11 protein-coding genes are annotated in these 14,062 nt (G+C 44.4%); 5 read left to right on the forward strand and 6 right to left on the reverse strand.

Annotation, left to right across the window (positions count from 1 at the left end; all coding sequences use genetic code 11):
- Window positions 1-638 (forward strand): NAD(P)/FAD-dependent oxidoreductase (locus CH376_RS16190; RefSeq protein WP_243398279.1); only part of this gene is annotated, 638 nt, incomplete at its 5' end.
- Window positions 639-1,173: 535 nt separating this feature from the next.
- On the opposite strand, the gene CH376_RS16195 is transcribed toward CH376_RS16190, so the two are convergent.
- Together CH376_RS16195 and CH376_RS16200 are read right to left on the reverse strand one after the other, a co-directional pair.
- The gene (locus CH376_RS16195) at window positions 1,174-1,923 is read right to left on the reverse strand and encodes a hypothetical protein (RefSeq protein WP_100786351.1); all 750 of its coding nucleotides are present in this window, start codon (window positions 1,921-1,923) and stop codon (window positions 1,174-1,176) included.
- Window positions 1,924-2,047: 124 nt separating this feature from the next.
- The gene (locus CH376_RS16200) at window positions 2,048-2,962 is read right to left on the reverse strand and encodes an early set domain-containing protein (RefSeq protein ID WP_100786461.1); all 915 of its coding nucleotides are present in this window, start codon (window positions 2,960-2,962) and stop codon (window positions 2,048-2,050) included.
- 339 nt (window positions 2,963-3,301) lie between these two features.
- Between CH376_RS16200 and CH376_RS16205 the strand changes: the two genes are divergently transcribed.
- The gene (locus tag CH376_RS16205; protein ID WP_100786350.1) at window positions 3,302-6,988 is read left to right on the forward strand and encodes a tetratricopeptide repeat protein; all 3,687 of its coding nucleotides are present in this window, start codon (window positions 3,302-3,304) and stop codon (window positions 6,986-6,988) included.
- A 166-nt stretch (window positions 6,989-7,154) separates the two neighbouring features.
- Here the strand turns inward: CH376_RS16205 and CH376_RS16210 are convergent, their stop codons facing one another.
- Window positions 7,155-7,718: a hypothetical protein gene (locus CH376_RS16210; protein ID WP_100786349.1), complete on the reverse strand. Its 564-nt coding sequence runs from the start codon at window positions 7,716-7,718 to the stop codon at window positions 7,155-7,157.
- Between the two features lie 486 nt (window positions 7,719-8,204).
- Here CH376_RS16210 and serA point away from each other — a divergent pair, with 486 nt between their 5' ends.
- From serA to CH376_RS16230, 3 genes are all read left to right on the forward strand, one after another.
- Window positions 8,205-9,428 (forward strand): phosphoglycerate dehydrogenase, encoded by a 1,224-nt coding sequence (serA, locus tag CH376_RS16220; RefSeq protein ID WP_100786347.1) that lies wholly within the window; start codon window positions 8,205-8,207, stop codon window positions 9,426-9,428.
- Between the two features lie 135 nt (window positions 9,429-9,563).
- Complete coding sequence (locus CH376_RS16225) at window positions 9,564-9,869, forward strand: PilZ domain-containing protein (RefSeq protein ID WP_100786346.1); 306 nt, start codon at window positions 9,564-9,566, stop codon at window positions 9,867-9,869.
- A gap of 986 nt (window positions 9,870-10,855) precedes the next feature.
- Window positions 10,856-11,302 carry a PaaI family thioesterase gene (locus CH376_RS16230; RefSeq protein WP_100786345.1) on the forward strand — a complete coding sequence of 149 codons (447 nt, stop codon included), beginning with the start codon at window positions 10,856-10,858 and terminating at the stop codon, window positions 11,300-11,302.
- Window positions 11,303-11,383: 81 nt separating this feature from the next.
- Here the strand turns inward: CH376_RS16230 and CH376_RS16235 are convergent, their stop codons facing one another.
- The 3 genes from CH376_RS16235 to CH376_RS16245 form a co-directional block, all read right to left on the reverse strand.
- Window positions 11,384-11,599, reverse strand: coding sequence for a hypothetical protein (locus tag CH376_RS16235; RefSeq protein WP_100786344.1), 216 nt, complete (start codon window positions 11,597-11,599; stop codon window positions 11,384-11,386).
- A gap of 83 nt (window positions 11,600-11,682) precedes the next feature.
- On the reverse strand, window positions 11,683-12,999 hold the full coding sequence (locus tag CH376_RS16240) for an LIC11996 family lipoprotein (RefSeq protein ID WP_100786343.1): 1,317 nt from the start codon (window positions 12,997-12,999) through the stop codon (window positions 11,683-11,685).
- A gap of 11 nt (window positions 13,000-13,010) precedes the next feature.
- Window positions 13,011-13,871, reverse strand: a complete 861-nt coding sequence (locus tag CH376_RS16245; protein ID WP_100786342.1) for an LA_0442/LA_0875 N-terminal domain-containing protein — start codon at window positions 13,869-13,871, stop codon at window positions 13,011-13,013.
- Between the last annotated feature and the right edge of the window lie 191 nt (window positions 13,872-14,062).

Consider the following 14,062-nt stretch of genomic DNA (forward strand, 5'->3'; position numbering starts at 1 on the left):
TCAAGAAGGCCAATCCATTCTGGCGGGGCGCTGGAGATCCGCAAAAAATATGTATTTTAATCAATAAAAATCATTTGCGGTCTAGTTGGTCGTGGGGGGGCTCAGGCTGCGCCGCCCCACTTCCGATTTATAGAAACAAAGAGCTCGTAGTCGTCGGCGGCGGAGATTCCGCAGTGGAAGAAGCGTCCCATCTCACCAAATTTGCGTCCAAGGTCTATCTGGTTCACAGAAGGGATTCTTTGCGAGCTTCTAAGATCATGCAAAAACGAGCGACCACTCATCCTAAGATCGAGATCATCTGGAATTCTCAAGTTGAAGAAGCCAAAGGCGATGGCAAAAATCTGACCTCGCTTACTTTGCAAGATACCGTGAATGGACAAAAGAAAGAACTCGCAGTCGGCGGGCTTTTTTATGCGATCGGACACAAACCGAACACGGATATTTTCGAAGGAATCTTAGACCTCGACGAAAGCGGTTATATCAAAACGATTCCGGGAACGACCAAGACGAGCATCGAAGGAGTTTTCGCAGCCGGAGACGTCCAAGACAAGGTCTATCGGCAAGCGGTCTCCGCGGCCGGCTCCGGTTGTATGGCGGCTCTCGACGCCGAACGTTGGCTGGAATCCAGAGAAGAATAATTCCGCACCGGAAAGGTTTATAGAAAGATTCAATCTTCCTATAAACCATTTTCCAAAATCGAGAAGACCAGAATTCATCGTTCTTTCAAAAATTCTGATTTAGGATGGGAGTTTCCACAAATTCTGTCGCTCGGTTTTCTAGTTTTTCAATCTTTCTCTCTCGTTCAAAATTTTGTGAGAGTTCCCACAAAATCCGGTTTTACGAAAAAGTGTGAACGAAGTCCCGCTCCCATTTACCTTAGTTCACACGATTTCAAATAGGAGCTTGTTCCTAAATCCAAAAAGTAGGAACTCACACTTCTTTGGAACGATTCAAATTTTTCTGAAAAGCCGGATCGGGTATGTGTTGTAGGAACTCACACAAAAAATTCAAAATCGATAAAGCAAAACTCTTCCTCCATTTCGGGACTTAAGAACAGCCACAAACGATCAAAAAAACTCCCGATCGTTTTCCAAAGATAAATCCCATTCTATTTCAAGGATAATCCATCCCGTTCGAAATCAATTCGGTTATCGGTGGATGAAAAAAGAGTTCCTAAGGATTGTCGACCAAGGTTCCTCTTCCGTTTCGAATATCATAAATAAAGAATGTAGTTTCCGGAAGTTTGACTGTGTTCGTTTTCTTTTTTTTCGGATCTTCTTTTTCCTCTTCCAAAGAAACGATCATCACGAGTCTTTCCTTTCCGGAAGAAGGAAGAATTTTCTGTAAGGAATACTTTCTCGGAAGAACTCCGACAAGGGTCGCTCCGCTCGGATTGTAGATAAAAACCTGTTTTCGGTCTCTCTGGTTAAGAAATCCGTCCTTGTTTGTATCCTCGGTCATTCCGATCAGGATCAGATTTTTTCCGGTCGAAACTCCGAATGCAAGAACGGAATCGAGTTCCGATTCTTCCGTAGTTTCTCCGGCGCCGATTTCCTTTTCTTTGTCGGTTCCCGTAAAATAATCCCAGATATAAACGTTCCGATTGAATAATTTTTTGGGCTTTCCGGATTCTAAATCGATTACCGTAAGATTGCGGGCGTGATTGAGGGTTTTCCGGGTACCGGCCACAGTTTCCCGAGAAAGCTCGAAGGGATAAAATAAGAATCGATCCCAAAGAACGACGGAATGATTGAGAAGATCCGAGCTTCGATCCGCGGGAGTCAACGGCTCTTCCTTGGTAGAACCCGGTTCCACCAACTCAACCCCTCGATCCAAAATAAACCAGCTCTTAGAAAGCGTAAATACGAGAATCCCGACGACTATGATTCCAAACGCATAAACACCCAGCCGGACTTTTTCCATGAGTAGACAAAAGCCCGGGAAAAGCCGGGGTCAATGAAAAAACAAATCATTTTGGAACAATCAAAGATTAGGCTTTGTATCTTTTGTGCATTTCGCTATCTATGGATCGCGAAATAGGTCGAAGTCATTTTGCTTCCAGCGCGTAGGATCTTTCCGGAACGATCAGGTAAGAAGAAATCTCGCCCGTATCGACTCTGAGACGAGTGTTCTGGTTAAACGTATCCAAAATCATCTTTCCGTCCCGAACAAAGTTATAGAGATAATTTCCGGATTTCATTTTTTTGATGAGCGTGAAAACCCCGTCCCTTTCTTTTTTGAGAATATCCTGTTCGGGATCCCAGTGATTAAAATCTCCGACTAACGTAATCATCTCCGCGTCCGGAGCGAAGATCCTAAATTCGACGGTTCTGTATTCCAATTCTTCGTAAGGAGAATCTTCCAAAATCCGAGTCGTCACGTGTTTGTCCGGTCCGGAAGGAATTGCGACGAGTCTGGAAACCAAGGATCCGTCTCCGTCCTCCGTCGAATCGGAGTTAGACGGATCGTGGGTAAAAAGACCGTCCACTCTGAACTTATATTCCAAGATCTTGAGTTCTTCTCGAATCGTGTCCTTGCTTTCCGGATCGTAGACCGTATAAAAAATTCCGTGATCGTTTTTTTTCAGAGGAAGACATCTCCAGAGCGAAAAGTTTCCGCACACGGAGACTTCTTCGTTTTCGATTCCTTCAAAGGTGAAAAGAATTCCCCGATTGAGAAGCCTTCCCGTTTCCAAGGAAAGGGAAGAATCGATATATCGAATGTATCTCGGAGCAACCGGCCTTTTTAGTTTTTCCATCTGCCAATAATAGTAGATCTTTTCCTTTTCCACGGGTTCCACAAAGTCTTCGTAGTCTTCCGAAGAAAAAGATCCGATCCAGTTTCCGGCGTCGTCGGCGCCGATCGCAACGGTAATTGTAAGAAGTAATGCAAGGAGGAATATTTTTGTCTTAGGAAACGATTTCATTCTGAATAAAGATTCGATCGGTTTCCCGAAAAGCATAAGGCAAATCCGGAAATTCGCTTCCAAAGAGAAGAATGTAAAGTTAAATCGGACATAAGTCCGGAGTGAAACTCTTAAAGTCCAATTTAAAAAGAAGAATCCGATTCTTCTTGAGAAAGAACGAATCCGTTTCCAAGAAAAAATCGGATCCTTTGTAGGAGCTCTGACAAACTTCGGGTTCGCAGGAGCGGCGTTTCGGATTCTTTCTAAGAGACAGAAATTCTTCGTCCAAAAAAAGGGATCGACTTTCGACCGTTGCGCACCGTTTTTCCGGTTCTTTTGAGAGAGTTTTTTCATTGGAGAATTTCCAAGGATTCCGATAGTATTTAGCAGGATATCATGGCAGAGGCGAATTCTACCCCACTCAAGGAAACGGAATTAGAACAAATCCGTTCTATTCTCCAACCTCTTTCCAAGAATCCGGATATTTCGGAAGAGCTCAATCCTATGCTCTCCGTCTTTCGAGAAAAGATGGGATATGGAAGTCCGATTTCCTCAGACGAAGAAGAGGAAACTCCCGATTCTCCCAGAGAATCCGAAGACTTTGGTGAAGAAGACGAAGATACAGAAACGCCTCCTCCCCTCGAAAGACCCAAATCAAAAATCATCGAAGATGACGATATCGATTTAGACGAACTCTTAGCCGAACCTTCTCAGACGGTTCCTACAAATGAGGACTTCGACTCCGCTCCTTCCGACTCGGGAGAATCGGATCCGTTTTCCGATTTCGGGATGGATTCCGAACCAAGCGCCACCCCTAGCTCGGACGACGCAGATCCTTTCGGAGATTTCGGACTTTCTCCGGAAACAACCCCGTCTGCCGACGACGACTTCGGTTTGAGTGAAGAAAGCCCCGTTTCCAGCTCCGATCCATTCGCCGGTTTGGATGAGATGACCGGCAGCGAAGCGACGCCGGAATCGGACCCGTTTGCGAACCTCGGCGGCGAAACCCAAAGCCCAGAATCGGACCCATTCGGTGGAAGCGACTTTGGGGAAAACGCGGATGATTTCGGAGCGTCTCCCACTTCCGATGACGCAGACCCGTTTGCGGGGATGGATTCCTTTACTTCCACCCCCGATTCCGGCGCGGACTCGGATCCGTTTGCGGATCTTGGATCCGGTTCGGAAACCCCGGATATGGGCGACGATTTTGGTTTATCTTCCAGCGAACCCTCCGCGAGCGGCGGCGATTCCTTCGATGATTTTATGTCCTCTTCTCCGGAACCGACCGGAAGCGACGATGATTTTTTTAGTCAACCCGCAGACTCGGGTCCGACGGCCGCGGAGACGGATCCGTTCGCCGATTTCGGCGATTTAGGCTCTCCGGGGCAAGATCCCTTTTCCGATCTTACTTCTTCAGCGACCGCTTCGGAAGATCCTTTCGCGGATTTTGTTCCTTCCGCGGAAGAAGACACGTTATCCGACATTCCTGGAGGAACGGACGCATCCTTTGATTCTTTCAGTCCGGATCTGGACGGAGATTCCGGAGGCGACGACTACGATTCAGGAAATACTTTCGGATTGGAAGCCGATCTCCAAGGACTCGCGAGCGAGGAAAAACAGGAGATAGACAAAGGACTCAAAGACGAAGAACTCGCAATCATTCAAAAAGAAATTCTACGTTATCCGCCCGTTCTTCGCCGCGCGGTAATCGACGCGATCGTTCAAGATAGAATGACTCCGAGAGATCAAAAAGGTCTTCTCGAACTCATCAAGATCGAAAGTTCTCCCGAGGAGATTGCGGACTTCCTCTCGGGAGTCTTGGGCGAAACAATTTCCCTTTCTCAAAGAGGAGGCGGATTCTCCAAAGACGGCGTTCCCATCATCTCGACCGATCCCCTTTACACAAAGGAAGGATTGCAGAGACAGAAAAAAGCGATTCGAAGGACCGTTTTCGGAATCGCCGCCGCGATCTTTTTGATCGTGGGCGGAACCCTACTTTACAGAAACTTCATCGTCCCGAACCAAGCGGCTCAGTATTACGAACAAGGTCTGACTCTCATCCGAGAGGCCGGCTCTTATCCGAAGAGCAGCGAAGCGCGTAAGAAAAAATTCTTCGAAGCCGAAGACGCGTTTGCAAAAGGGGAAAATATTCTCCCGAACCATCTCAAATATCTCAATCTCTACGGAGTAGAATACACTCGGATCGAAGAATACGATCGAGGTTTTGAAAAACTTTTCGGAAAGGTCAGTCCCGATTTCGGAGCCGGGGGCGAAGAACCTTCCTCGAACGCTTGGGACAAACGGGAAAAAGTTCCCATCATTACCCTCGCCAAAGGTCAGGTCTGGGACAACGCAAAACTACCGATGGCCGGAAAGATCGGAAATGAAAATCGAATGATCCTCGTCGCACAAGACGGAATTCAAAGAAGAATTCAAAAAGCTGGCGCGTATATCGTGATGCGTCTTGAAAAACAAATCCACGACAACGCGACCTATAAGAATCTCGGAAGATTCCATTCTTCCATCATGCCCTCTTTCACCGAATCCTCGTTAGGCGGTGGAAGATACAAAAACGATCAACTGGCCATCAACTTTTATAAACAAGTCTACACCGACGGTAACGAGCCCTATGACGAGGAATCAACCGCGGGAATCGCGAAGATCTACTATAACCGCAGGGAATTCGGAAAGGCCGCGTCCTTTTACAATAAAATCGTCGAAATCGATCCTTCCAGCCCTGTCGGCCAAGGCGGTCTTCTCTCCACTTATATCGAAATGTGGAAGGAGGACGGAAATCCTCAGTTTGTGATCAATCACCATAGACAAATCAAAAACAACTTGGATATAGAGAAAAAACTTTCTCTATATGTTCTTTCCAAACTCGCCTCCTTTTATACGGACTTAAATAAAAAAGAATTAAGAATTCGTTATAATATCAATCCTGTCGATCAGGTTTCCGGAATGGAAGTAAACGACAACGCCCTTGAAATTCTGGATCTGATCTATCATAAAACGGAAGAAGATTCCGTAACCGGAATCGAAAGGGACGGCGCCGACTACGCAGAAGGTTATTATCAAAGAGGAAGATACTTTGCTTCGATCAAGGAATCGATCCAAGCCAGAAGATTTTTTGAAAAAGCGGCTACACTGGATCCGGCGCATTATTTGGCAGCGACAGAACTCGCCGAAAACGCGATCCGTCTCGCGAACTTCGGGGAAGCGGACAAATTGTTAAACGAAGCGATCCAACGTTTCGAAAACTTCAAACAAGGTTACGGAGCGAGAGAAGAAGACGAAACTCTGATCCAAGGTAACGTAGGAAGAATTTATTTCGACAAGGCGAGAATCCAGTATCTTTCCGCGGCAGGGATCAACGAAAAAGATAAGATTACGGAATTCCCCGGAAGGAAGATCTATCCTTTCCGCGCGAGAACCGAGATGGATTCGGTCGCAAAGACGAGATCGATGGAACTCAAAAATTCCCTGGAAGGATTTTCCAAAGCGGAAGCGGTTCAAACGGATGAAAACGAATTCACCCTCATTCGCAGATGGAGAACCCCTCTTCCTGCGGGAATCCAGAGAGAACTTCGTTATTTCAAGGGTTGGGTCGATTATATGAGCGGTGATTTTGCCGCGTCCCTAAACGAATGGTCCGGCTTTGAAGACGAGGACGAATACAATCATTCTACGCTTTTGATGGGAAAGGCGAACGCATTTTATTACACCGGCCAATACAAAGCAAGTCTCGGGAATTATCTCAAAGTCCAAGACGACATGGAAGAACGACTTCTGAACATGGGACTTCCCAAACCCGATGACCCGTATCACCAGGAAGTCTATCAAACTTTAGTGGCCGCTTATAATAATATCGGCGCCGTTTACGAAAAACAAGGAAACACGGCGGAAGCATTAAAACACTATTGGAAAGCGATCGAAACCGCGAGAAAGATCAACGAGGTTTCCGAAATCGCCATGTCCAATAAAGATCTAATGTTTAAGAAGGAAGCGATCGGACAAGATCCGCTCCTGGAAGATTGGCTTTCCCCTACTTTGGACAGCGTTAAAAAATTAGTCAGAGAATAGGAGATCCTACGCTCACTCTTCTTTTAAGAAGAATTCGATCCACCTTCCGAGCGTCGGTTCTCCGTATGATCCAAAGAAGAATTCCATTTCGTCCGATAAACGGTTCGCACTGAAAAATTCTTGCGAACGGACTTAAAGTCCGTATCGAGTATAATTCGCGGATCAATTAGGGATTGAGAATATTCAATTTTGATTGAGCGTCCAATCTTTCACGAAGATTTTTTAGGAGAGTCTGGAATCGAATCGTCTCACCCGAAGAAAAAGTTTGATTGGTCGTTTTCTCGCGGGAAGAAAAACTAAAAACGATCTCCTTCGCGTTTAGGATCTTGTCGGCTACTTCGGCCGGGATGGAAGATGAAATTCTCATCGAATCCGAATAATCGGTGCCTACCTTCCTCAGATTGTACCAAACCCCGTCCAACTTTACGGCAACTCCGATCGGAAAACTGACCTCGAAAGAACTGAGAAAATAATCCAAAAATAAAGATTTTTCACCGCTCGAATTCTTATAAACTCCGCGAAAGTTCATCGATTTGGTATCGCCTTGAAAACAAAAAAGGTGAAATCCAGGGCAAAGAGGGGCCGAATGAAAGAGAACTTGTTCCAACGCAGGTTCCGGTGTTTGAATCACATTCGCAGAAGAGCAGGAAATTCCTGAAAGGAGAAAGACGCAGAAAAGGAGAGAAACGATTTGAATCTTCAAAGGGACCCCCGAGGGATTTTTCCCCAGTTTTTCCCGAGAGCCGCGTTTTGAAAGAAAATTCCGGCTGCATTCAAAACCTCGAACTTCGTTCCAGTTTGCAGGGATTTCGCCCCAATCTTAAACAAATCCTTCCTTTGTGGGTGGGGTTTTTGTTTCCGAAAGTTTGTCGTTATTAGGACAGTTTTTTTGTTCGATCCAAACGGTTTCTGCGAAACTGTGAGTCTCCTCGAAAACCGTTTGATCTTTTTTTGGCGCCAAGTTCGGTCGTAGGAAAGAACGTCGGAGACGTTTCTCAATCTTTGGGATTCTACTTTTTCCGTATAAAAAGTCTCAAATGTAGGAACTCTTACAAAAACTTTGATCGGGGTCTTGCCGATTCAAAGTCGTTGTCATATCGTGATGAAGATTCGAATCTCCAAAAGAAAGGGCGAACCTCAAAAACGAAATCGGAAGATCCTAAAGGAAAAATTCAATTTTCAGAGAAGCGCACCCTTGAAACCCTGGTAGGTACCTATGATTTCATTTCCAAAAGATAAGATCAACGTCCTTCTTCTCGAAAACGTTCACCAAGACGCTTTCAATATGTTCAAAAACGACGGTTTCAACGTCCGTCTCCTTCCGGCTGCCTATTCCGAAAAGGAACTCTTAAACGAAATCGAAAATATCCACGTCCTTGGAATCAGAAGCAAAACAAACGTGACCGCGCCGGTTCTTGAAAAAGCAAAACGACTCCTGACCATCGGCTGCTTTTGCATCGGAACCAACCAAGTCGACCTAAACGAAGCTGAAAAAAAAGGGATTCCGGTTTTCAACGCGCCTTATTCCAATACAAGATCCGTCGCAGAACTCGTGATCTCGGAAGTGATCATGCTCGCGAGAAGAATTCCGGACCATATCCGAAATACGCATTCCGGAATCTGGAACAAAATATCAAAGAATTGTTTCGAGGTCCGAGGCAAAACCTTAGGAATCGTAGGCTACGGACATATCGGGAGCCAGGTTTCCGTACTCGCGGAAGCGATGGGAATGAAGGTAATCTACTACGACATCCAGACCGTCCTCCCGCTTGGGAACGCGACTCCGGTGGCAAGTTATCAAGAACTTTTGAGAAATTCCGATTTTATTTCGTTCCACGTCCCCGAAACAAAAGAGACGACAAATCTCTATGGAAAAAAGGAAATCGAAGTCACGAAAAAAGGCGCGTATATGATCAATCTTTCACGCGGAAAGGTCGTGGACCTGGAAGCGCTCGCAGAAGCGATCAAGGCGGGACATATCGCAGGCGCGGGAATCGACGTGTTTCCGGAAGAACCGGAATCGAACAACGATCCCTTCCTAACTCCGATGCAAAACCTGCCTAACGTGATTTTAACTCCGCATATCGGAGGAAGCACGGAGGAAGCGCAAAGAAATATCGGTTCCGAAGTCGCGAGCAAACTCGTGAAGTTTGTGAACAACGGATCCACTACATTCTCCGTTAACTTTCCGAATTTAGAAATCACGCCCCTTCCTTCCGGGCAATATAGAATTTTGAACGTTCATAAGAATCAGCCCGGATTTTTAAAGGATATCAATTCCATGGTTTCCGAAATCGGCGCGAACATCAGCTCTCAGCACTTAGGTACCAGCGCGGAAATCGGATATCTTTCGATGGTAATCGACAAAAGTGTCGGAGACGAACTCAAAGAAAAAATAGAAAAACACCCGTTTTCGATCAAAACCCGGATTCTTTACTGAACAGACTGCCGAAGGTAAAAGCAATTTGCCAAAAAGAAAACATAATGGAAATGTAATATAAAATTCATCGAGACTAAGAAAGAATTTTTTGAATTTTACTTGCTTTCATAGGCTGGCGCCTTTTACCATTGTGCCATGCACTATAACAGAATTCCCAACACGATTACCGTATATCTGAGCGAACTGGCCGATCAGAGTCTTCGGCTATCTGAGAACATTCTGAAAGGACTGCTTCACAGAACCGACACTCCGGTGGAACCTGGAACGGTTTTAGAACTCAAACTCGGAACGATCAGTCTTTCCGGCGCGATTCAAATCCCGGTGAAAGTCATCCGTTGCGAAAAAATTTCAGGATCCGAATACGATCTCTATCTAAATTACACCGAAAGAGATTTTAGCAAGGTTCAGGAAATAGAGGATCTGATTCGAGATCTTTCTTAATTTTAGAATCAAAGAAGCAGATAACGTTCTTCGGAGGTTTTCAATTTCTGAAGAATTTTCTCTAAAATAATTCTGTGAAGAAATCAACTTCGACATTCTCATTTTCTCGATCTTTACCTTCTTCGGCAAAAGAATCGATCCACAAAAAGAGAATCGCTTTCTTTCCTCCAAACACCGCGACCGTCTTAATTTTTAGATCAAAGGCGACCTTGTAGAATTCTCATTTGTAAGACATCCTACAAATTTCTCTCTTTTGAAGCGGCCCACCTCTTCACATTCTTGCTCAGAATAACGCGGGCACTTTTTATTAGATCTTAAAGTGTGGGAACTCACACACGATACGATCGGAAATCTCCCTAAAAGAATCCATACGACGCAATTGGTGGGAACTCACACGTCGATCAAACTTTAGAAATGTAATCTTTCGTTTTTCGATCTTCCCTCTCTGAGAAAGCAAAATCATTTAGGCATACAAGAATCTCAAATTTCAAATCCCATCCGCCATGTAGGAGTCGATCGTTCCATTCTAACTATCTCTTACCCTCGATATCCTTGCAACCGCCCATTCAACGAAGAAAATTATACTTTTCTAAGGACCACTACGATCAGTCTATTTATCTAATATTCTGCCGTTTTAAATTCTTTCAAATCTTAGAATTCGATTTTACGCAAAATGAAATAGACCCAAATAGACGGAGGAACAAATTGAAAATAAAAACTTCCATGAATCTCCTGCAAAAGGCGTCAAAAACGTTAAAAAGTTTAACCTGCTCTTTTATAAAAACAAACTCAAAACAAAGTCCGGTTTCTTAGAAAAAAATTCTAATATAAAATTCGATATCACCTAACGCTGCAAAGTTGTCATTTTGCATTTCAAAAAAGATTCTTAATAATTTGAATAGCAAACCATTAAAAATTTATAAAATGAGAAATTGATTCGCTCCGCGTTGACAAAACCCAGCTTCACAAAAAGTCTATCAAGTAAGATGAATCCTTTTCAATCCATGCCGGACGTTCATTCTCCGGAATTCATTCAGTTTTTTCAAAGTCAGGATACATTCTCTCGAAAACTCGGTTACAGAGCGCTGAACGCAAGTCCAGGTAAGAGTGAATATGAAATCGAAGTGGACGAAACGTTTCACAACCCGGTGAAAATCGTTCACGGGGCGGCGCTCTTTGCGGCGATGGATAGTTCCGCCGGAGCCGCGATGGCAGCTTGGATCAAATCTTCCGGAAGAAAGTGCAAGTTTATGGCGACTGGAACGGCTGAAATCAAGTATCGAAAGAGCGTTACTTCCGGGAAAATAAGGATCTTCAGCGAAATTACGGAACAAAAACGTTCCACGGTTCGTTTAGTATCTAAGTCGATCGATCACGACGGAGATTTAGTCGCAGAACTGCTTTCCATCTGGGTCGTAAAATTCGAAGACTGAAATCGATTTCCTTTTAACGGACATGTTAAACGAAGGAGGCTTTGAGCCTCCTTTTTCAACGATTTAGAACTTTATGAAATTTTAAGCTACGAAAAATTCAGCTCTGCTGATGCTTGTAAGTTCCACGGCGCTTGTAAGATTTTTAGTCGGAAAATAAACGATCTGTTCGCCGACCAGTTTTCGATTGCGATCCAATTCCACACGAGACCCGTCTTTGAGATGCAGGACGATATCGATTCCCCGATAGTTGATGTATCTTTCTAACTGACTCTTAAACTTTGCAGCTTGTTCTTGCATGGAAACTTCCTTAAAATTGTTGAAAGGATGTTCTAGGAGCCGTATGAAAGTACAAGCCTTTTTTCTAAAGAGACAGAATTTTTTTATTCCGCACTCGGAGAAATGGTCTCCTGCACTGACCAAGTTACACCCAGATCGGTTGAAACATAACGCCGCAAGGCGTCCCCTTCTATGTTGCTGAAGATATGCAACTTTTCGCCACTAGCCATCGTTACAAAATAACCGAATGTTGCGGTATTGCTGGGCGTCGGGTCGGTATCATAGATTGAGGGAGGCAATGGGAACCTACTTGTATTTATCTGCGTCCAGTTAACGCCGAAATCGGTCGTACGGTACAGAAAAGGTTTGCTCATCCCCTGACTCGTATTCGCGATAAAAGACAAATACGAGCCGTTGTGTCCTCTTAAGGGAAAAATCACGTCGGTATCTAAAATACCCAGTGCGGGAAGAGCCTGTTGATTGGAGTTTCCTGGGGATGAAAGAGCTCCAAAAGAAGTTAGATCGCCCGCTGTGGAAGTGATCCTGATCGAATCATTCGTATGTTCGATGTAATGCGATAAGGTCAAATCGCGTTCTATGTAAAAGTTAAAATTTCCCAAAAAGGTACTGTAAGGAACCGACTTGTAATTTGATACCAAGCTGACTGGGGAGGTTGCAAAGGTAGCGGTAGTTCCAATTGTTGCGTAAAAGGAAAGGTTATTACCGGATATCATGTCCACACAATTTCCGGAACTTCCATTGTTGAGGACAAAGGTGCATTTCGTATTAATAGGCGCAGTGATCGTAACACGATTCGAAAAATCGCTGTCCATGTTGTAACAGGTCGTGCTGCTGGCGCTCACCGGTTGTTCGCAAAAAACGATCTTCTCAGCCGCACCTGCGTTATAACTTCCGATTCCTACGACAATCTCCCCCGCGATGACCGTCGAAAACCGAGTAAAAGTCATCCGGCTGCCCGCGGAAGGTAAGACCGAACCAACCCAGTAATAATAATCGGGAGGAGAAGTCGGATTTAAAACTTCGAAAAACATCAGATATTTATTACTCGCATTTCCCGGAATATATCCGAATCCGATCATATTCGCAAATTGTCCCCCGACCATCGGAACGTTAGTCGGAATAACATCCGTGGAATTTTCTCTGGCAATGAAAAGATCGATTCTGTTTCTCGGATCATCCGTCCCGTCAAAGGTCCTTCGAGAATAAGAAATATAAGTATCGACGTCCACTCTCTGGAAAGCCTGATATTGGTTTTGCATAAAGTTCGTATAACCGAAAGTATTCACTCCGAGTATCGTACGGATGATACCGAGAATTCCGTTGGGATCCAAGGCATTCTCTTCAAATTTATAACACTGAGATTGAAAGAGGATCAAAAGAATCAAAAGTATTCGTTTCATAAATCGTACCCTTAAAAAAACCAATTGTATTTAGCTTCCGCTCTCCAGCCGAAGTTTGAGCTGGAACCGGTTTGCAAAGAATTATAATCCCTCATGGAATCCATCTGAAATCCTTTCTTGAGAATGGAACCTTGCGGGGTGTGCGCAACCTCCTCTTCCTCCCAGGAAATTCCGGTATAATAAACATGAGCCAGTTGAATCAGATAAATGACTGCAGTGATGGTCGAAATTTTCTGATAATCATCTACTGCCTTTTTATAATCTTCTCTCTTTCCGTTTGTAAGAATCTGGCCCGCCAAAAAAGGATTATTCCCTCCCAGAACCTGCGCATTCAAACTTGCCTGATCGTAATCGGCTTTTGACTGAGTTACTTTTTGCGCCGAGGAAAAGGTCGCCGCCAATCCCGTCCAAAAAAGCGCACCGAAAACATACGCGGTCTTTTTTCTTTCCGCTTTGTAGTGTCCCCAACCGGGCAAAAGCGCGGATCGCCAAACAAGACTCCAACGATTGCGATCTCCCTTACGAGGAGCTTTGAAATCCGGTTTCGTCGCGATCGCTTCGTCTTCGATTTGTTTTTTTTCATCGGCGGATTTGGCCTCCTTCAATTTTTTTTCCTCTTCCTGCCGAATTCGTTTTGCTTCTTCTTCGTTTACGTCCCGATAAACCACTTTCAAAATCGATTTTTTTGAAACGGTCTTCACCGATCCGTCCGCGAGACGAATCGTGATATTTTTCTCGTTTTGTCCGGTGACATCCCCTTTGAGCGACGTTCCGTTTTTAAGCAGAATCGTCTGCGCGCTCCAGAGGGATTGAGAAACGAAAAAAAGAAACAAGATAAGAATGGAACAGTATGTATTTTTTTTCAAAAGGATCTCCGTTGTTTAGAAAGGAAAAATGCGCATGATTTCGAAAGCGTGAAATCGATCCTTGAAATCATATACGATTTATTGATCTGATATCAATTACTTTTTAAAATTGGAAAACGGATAATGACCGGACTAGGAAAATCTCTCTGATCAAAGTGAAAGCAACCTGAAGAATGAGGAAACAATTCTCTTTAAAA

Source organism: Leptospira adleri, assembly GCF_002811985.1.
Classification (GTDB): Bacteria; Spirochaetota; Leptospiria; order Leptospirales; family Leptospiraceae; genus Leptospira; species Leptospira adleri.

Excerpts from the sequence above, each read along its gene's own strand:
- CH376_RS16195 (WP_100786351.1), bottom strand. The coding sequence starts at position 1,923 with ATGGAAAAAGTCCGGCTGGGTGTTTATGCGTTTGGAATCATAGTCGTC.
- CH376_RS16200 (WP_100786461.1), bottom strand. The coding sequence starts at position 2,962 with ATGCTTTTCGGGAAACCGATCGAATCTTTATTCAGAATGAAATCGTTT.
- CH376_RS16205 (WP_100786350.1), top strand. The coding sequence starts at position 3,302 with ATGGCAGAGGCGAATTCTACCCCACTCAAGGAAACGGAATTAGAACAA.
- serA (WP_100786347.1), top strand. The coding sequence starts at position 8,205 with ATGATTTCATTTCCAAAAGATAAGATCAACGTCCTTCTTCTCGAAAAC.
- CH376_RS16225 (WP_100786346.1), top strand. The coding sequence starts at position 9,564 with ATGCACTATAACAGAATTCCCAACACGATTACCGTATATCTGAGCGAA.
- CH376_RS16230 (WP_100786345.1), top strand. The coding sequence starts at position 10,856 with ATGAATCCTTTTCAATCCATGCCGGACGTTCATTCTCCGGAATTCATT.
- CH376_RS16235 (WP_100786344.1), bottom strand. The coding sequence starts at position 11,599 with ATGCAAGAACAAGCTGCAAAGTTTAAGAGTCAGTTAGAAAGATACATC.
- CH376_RS16240 (WP_100786343.1), bottom strand. The coding sequence starts at position 12,999 with ATGAAACGAATACTTTTGATTCTTTTGATCCTCTTTCAATCTCAGTGT.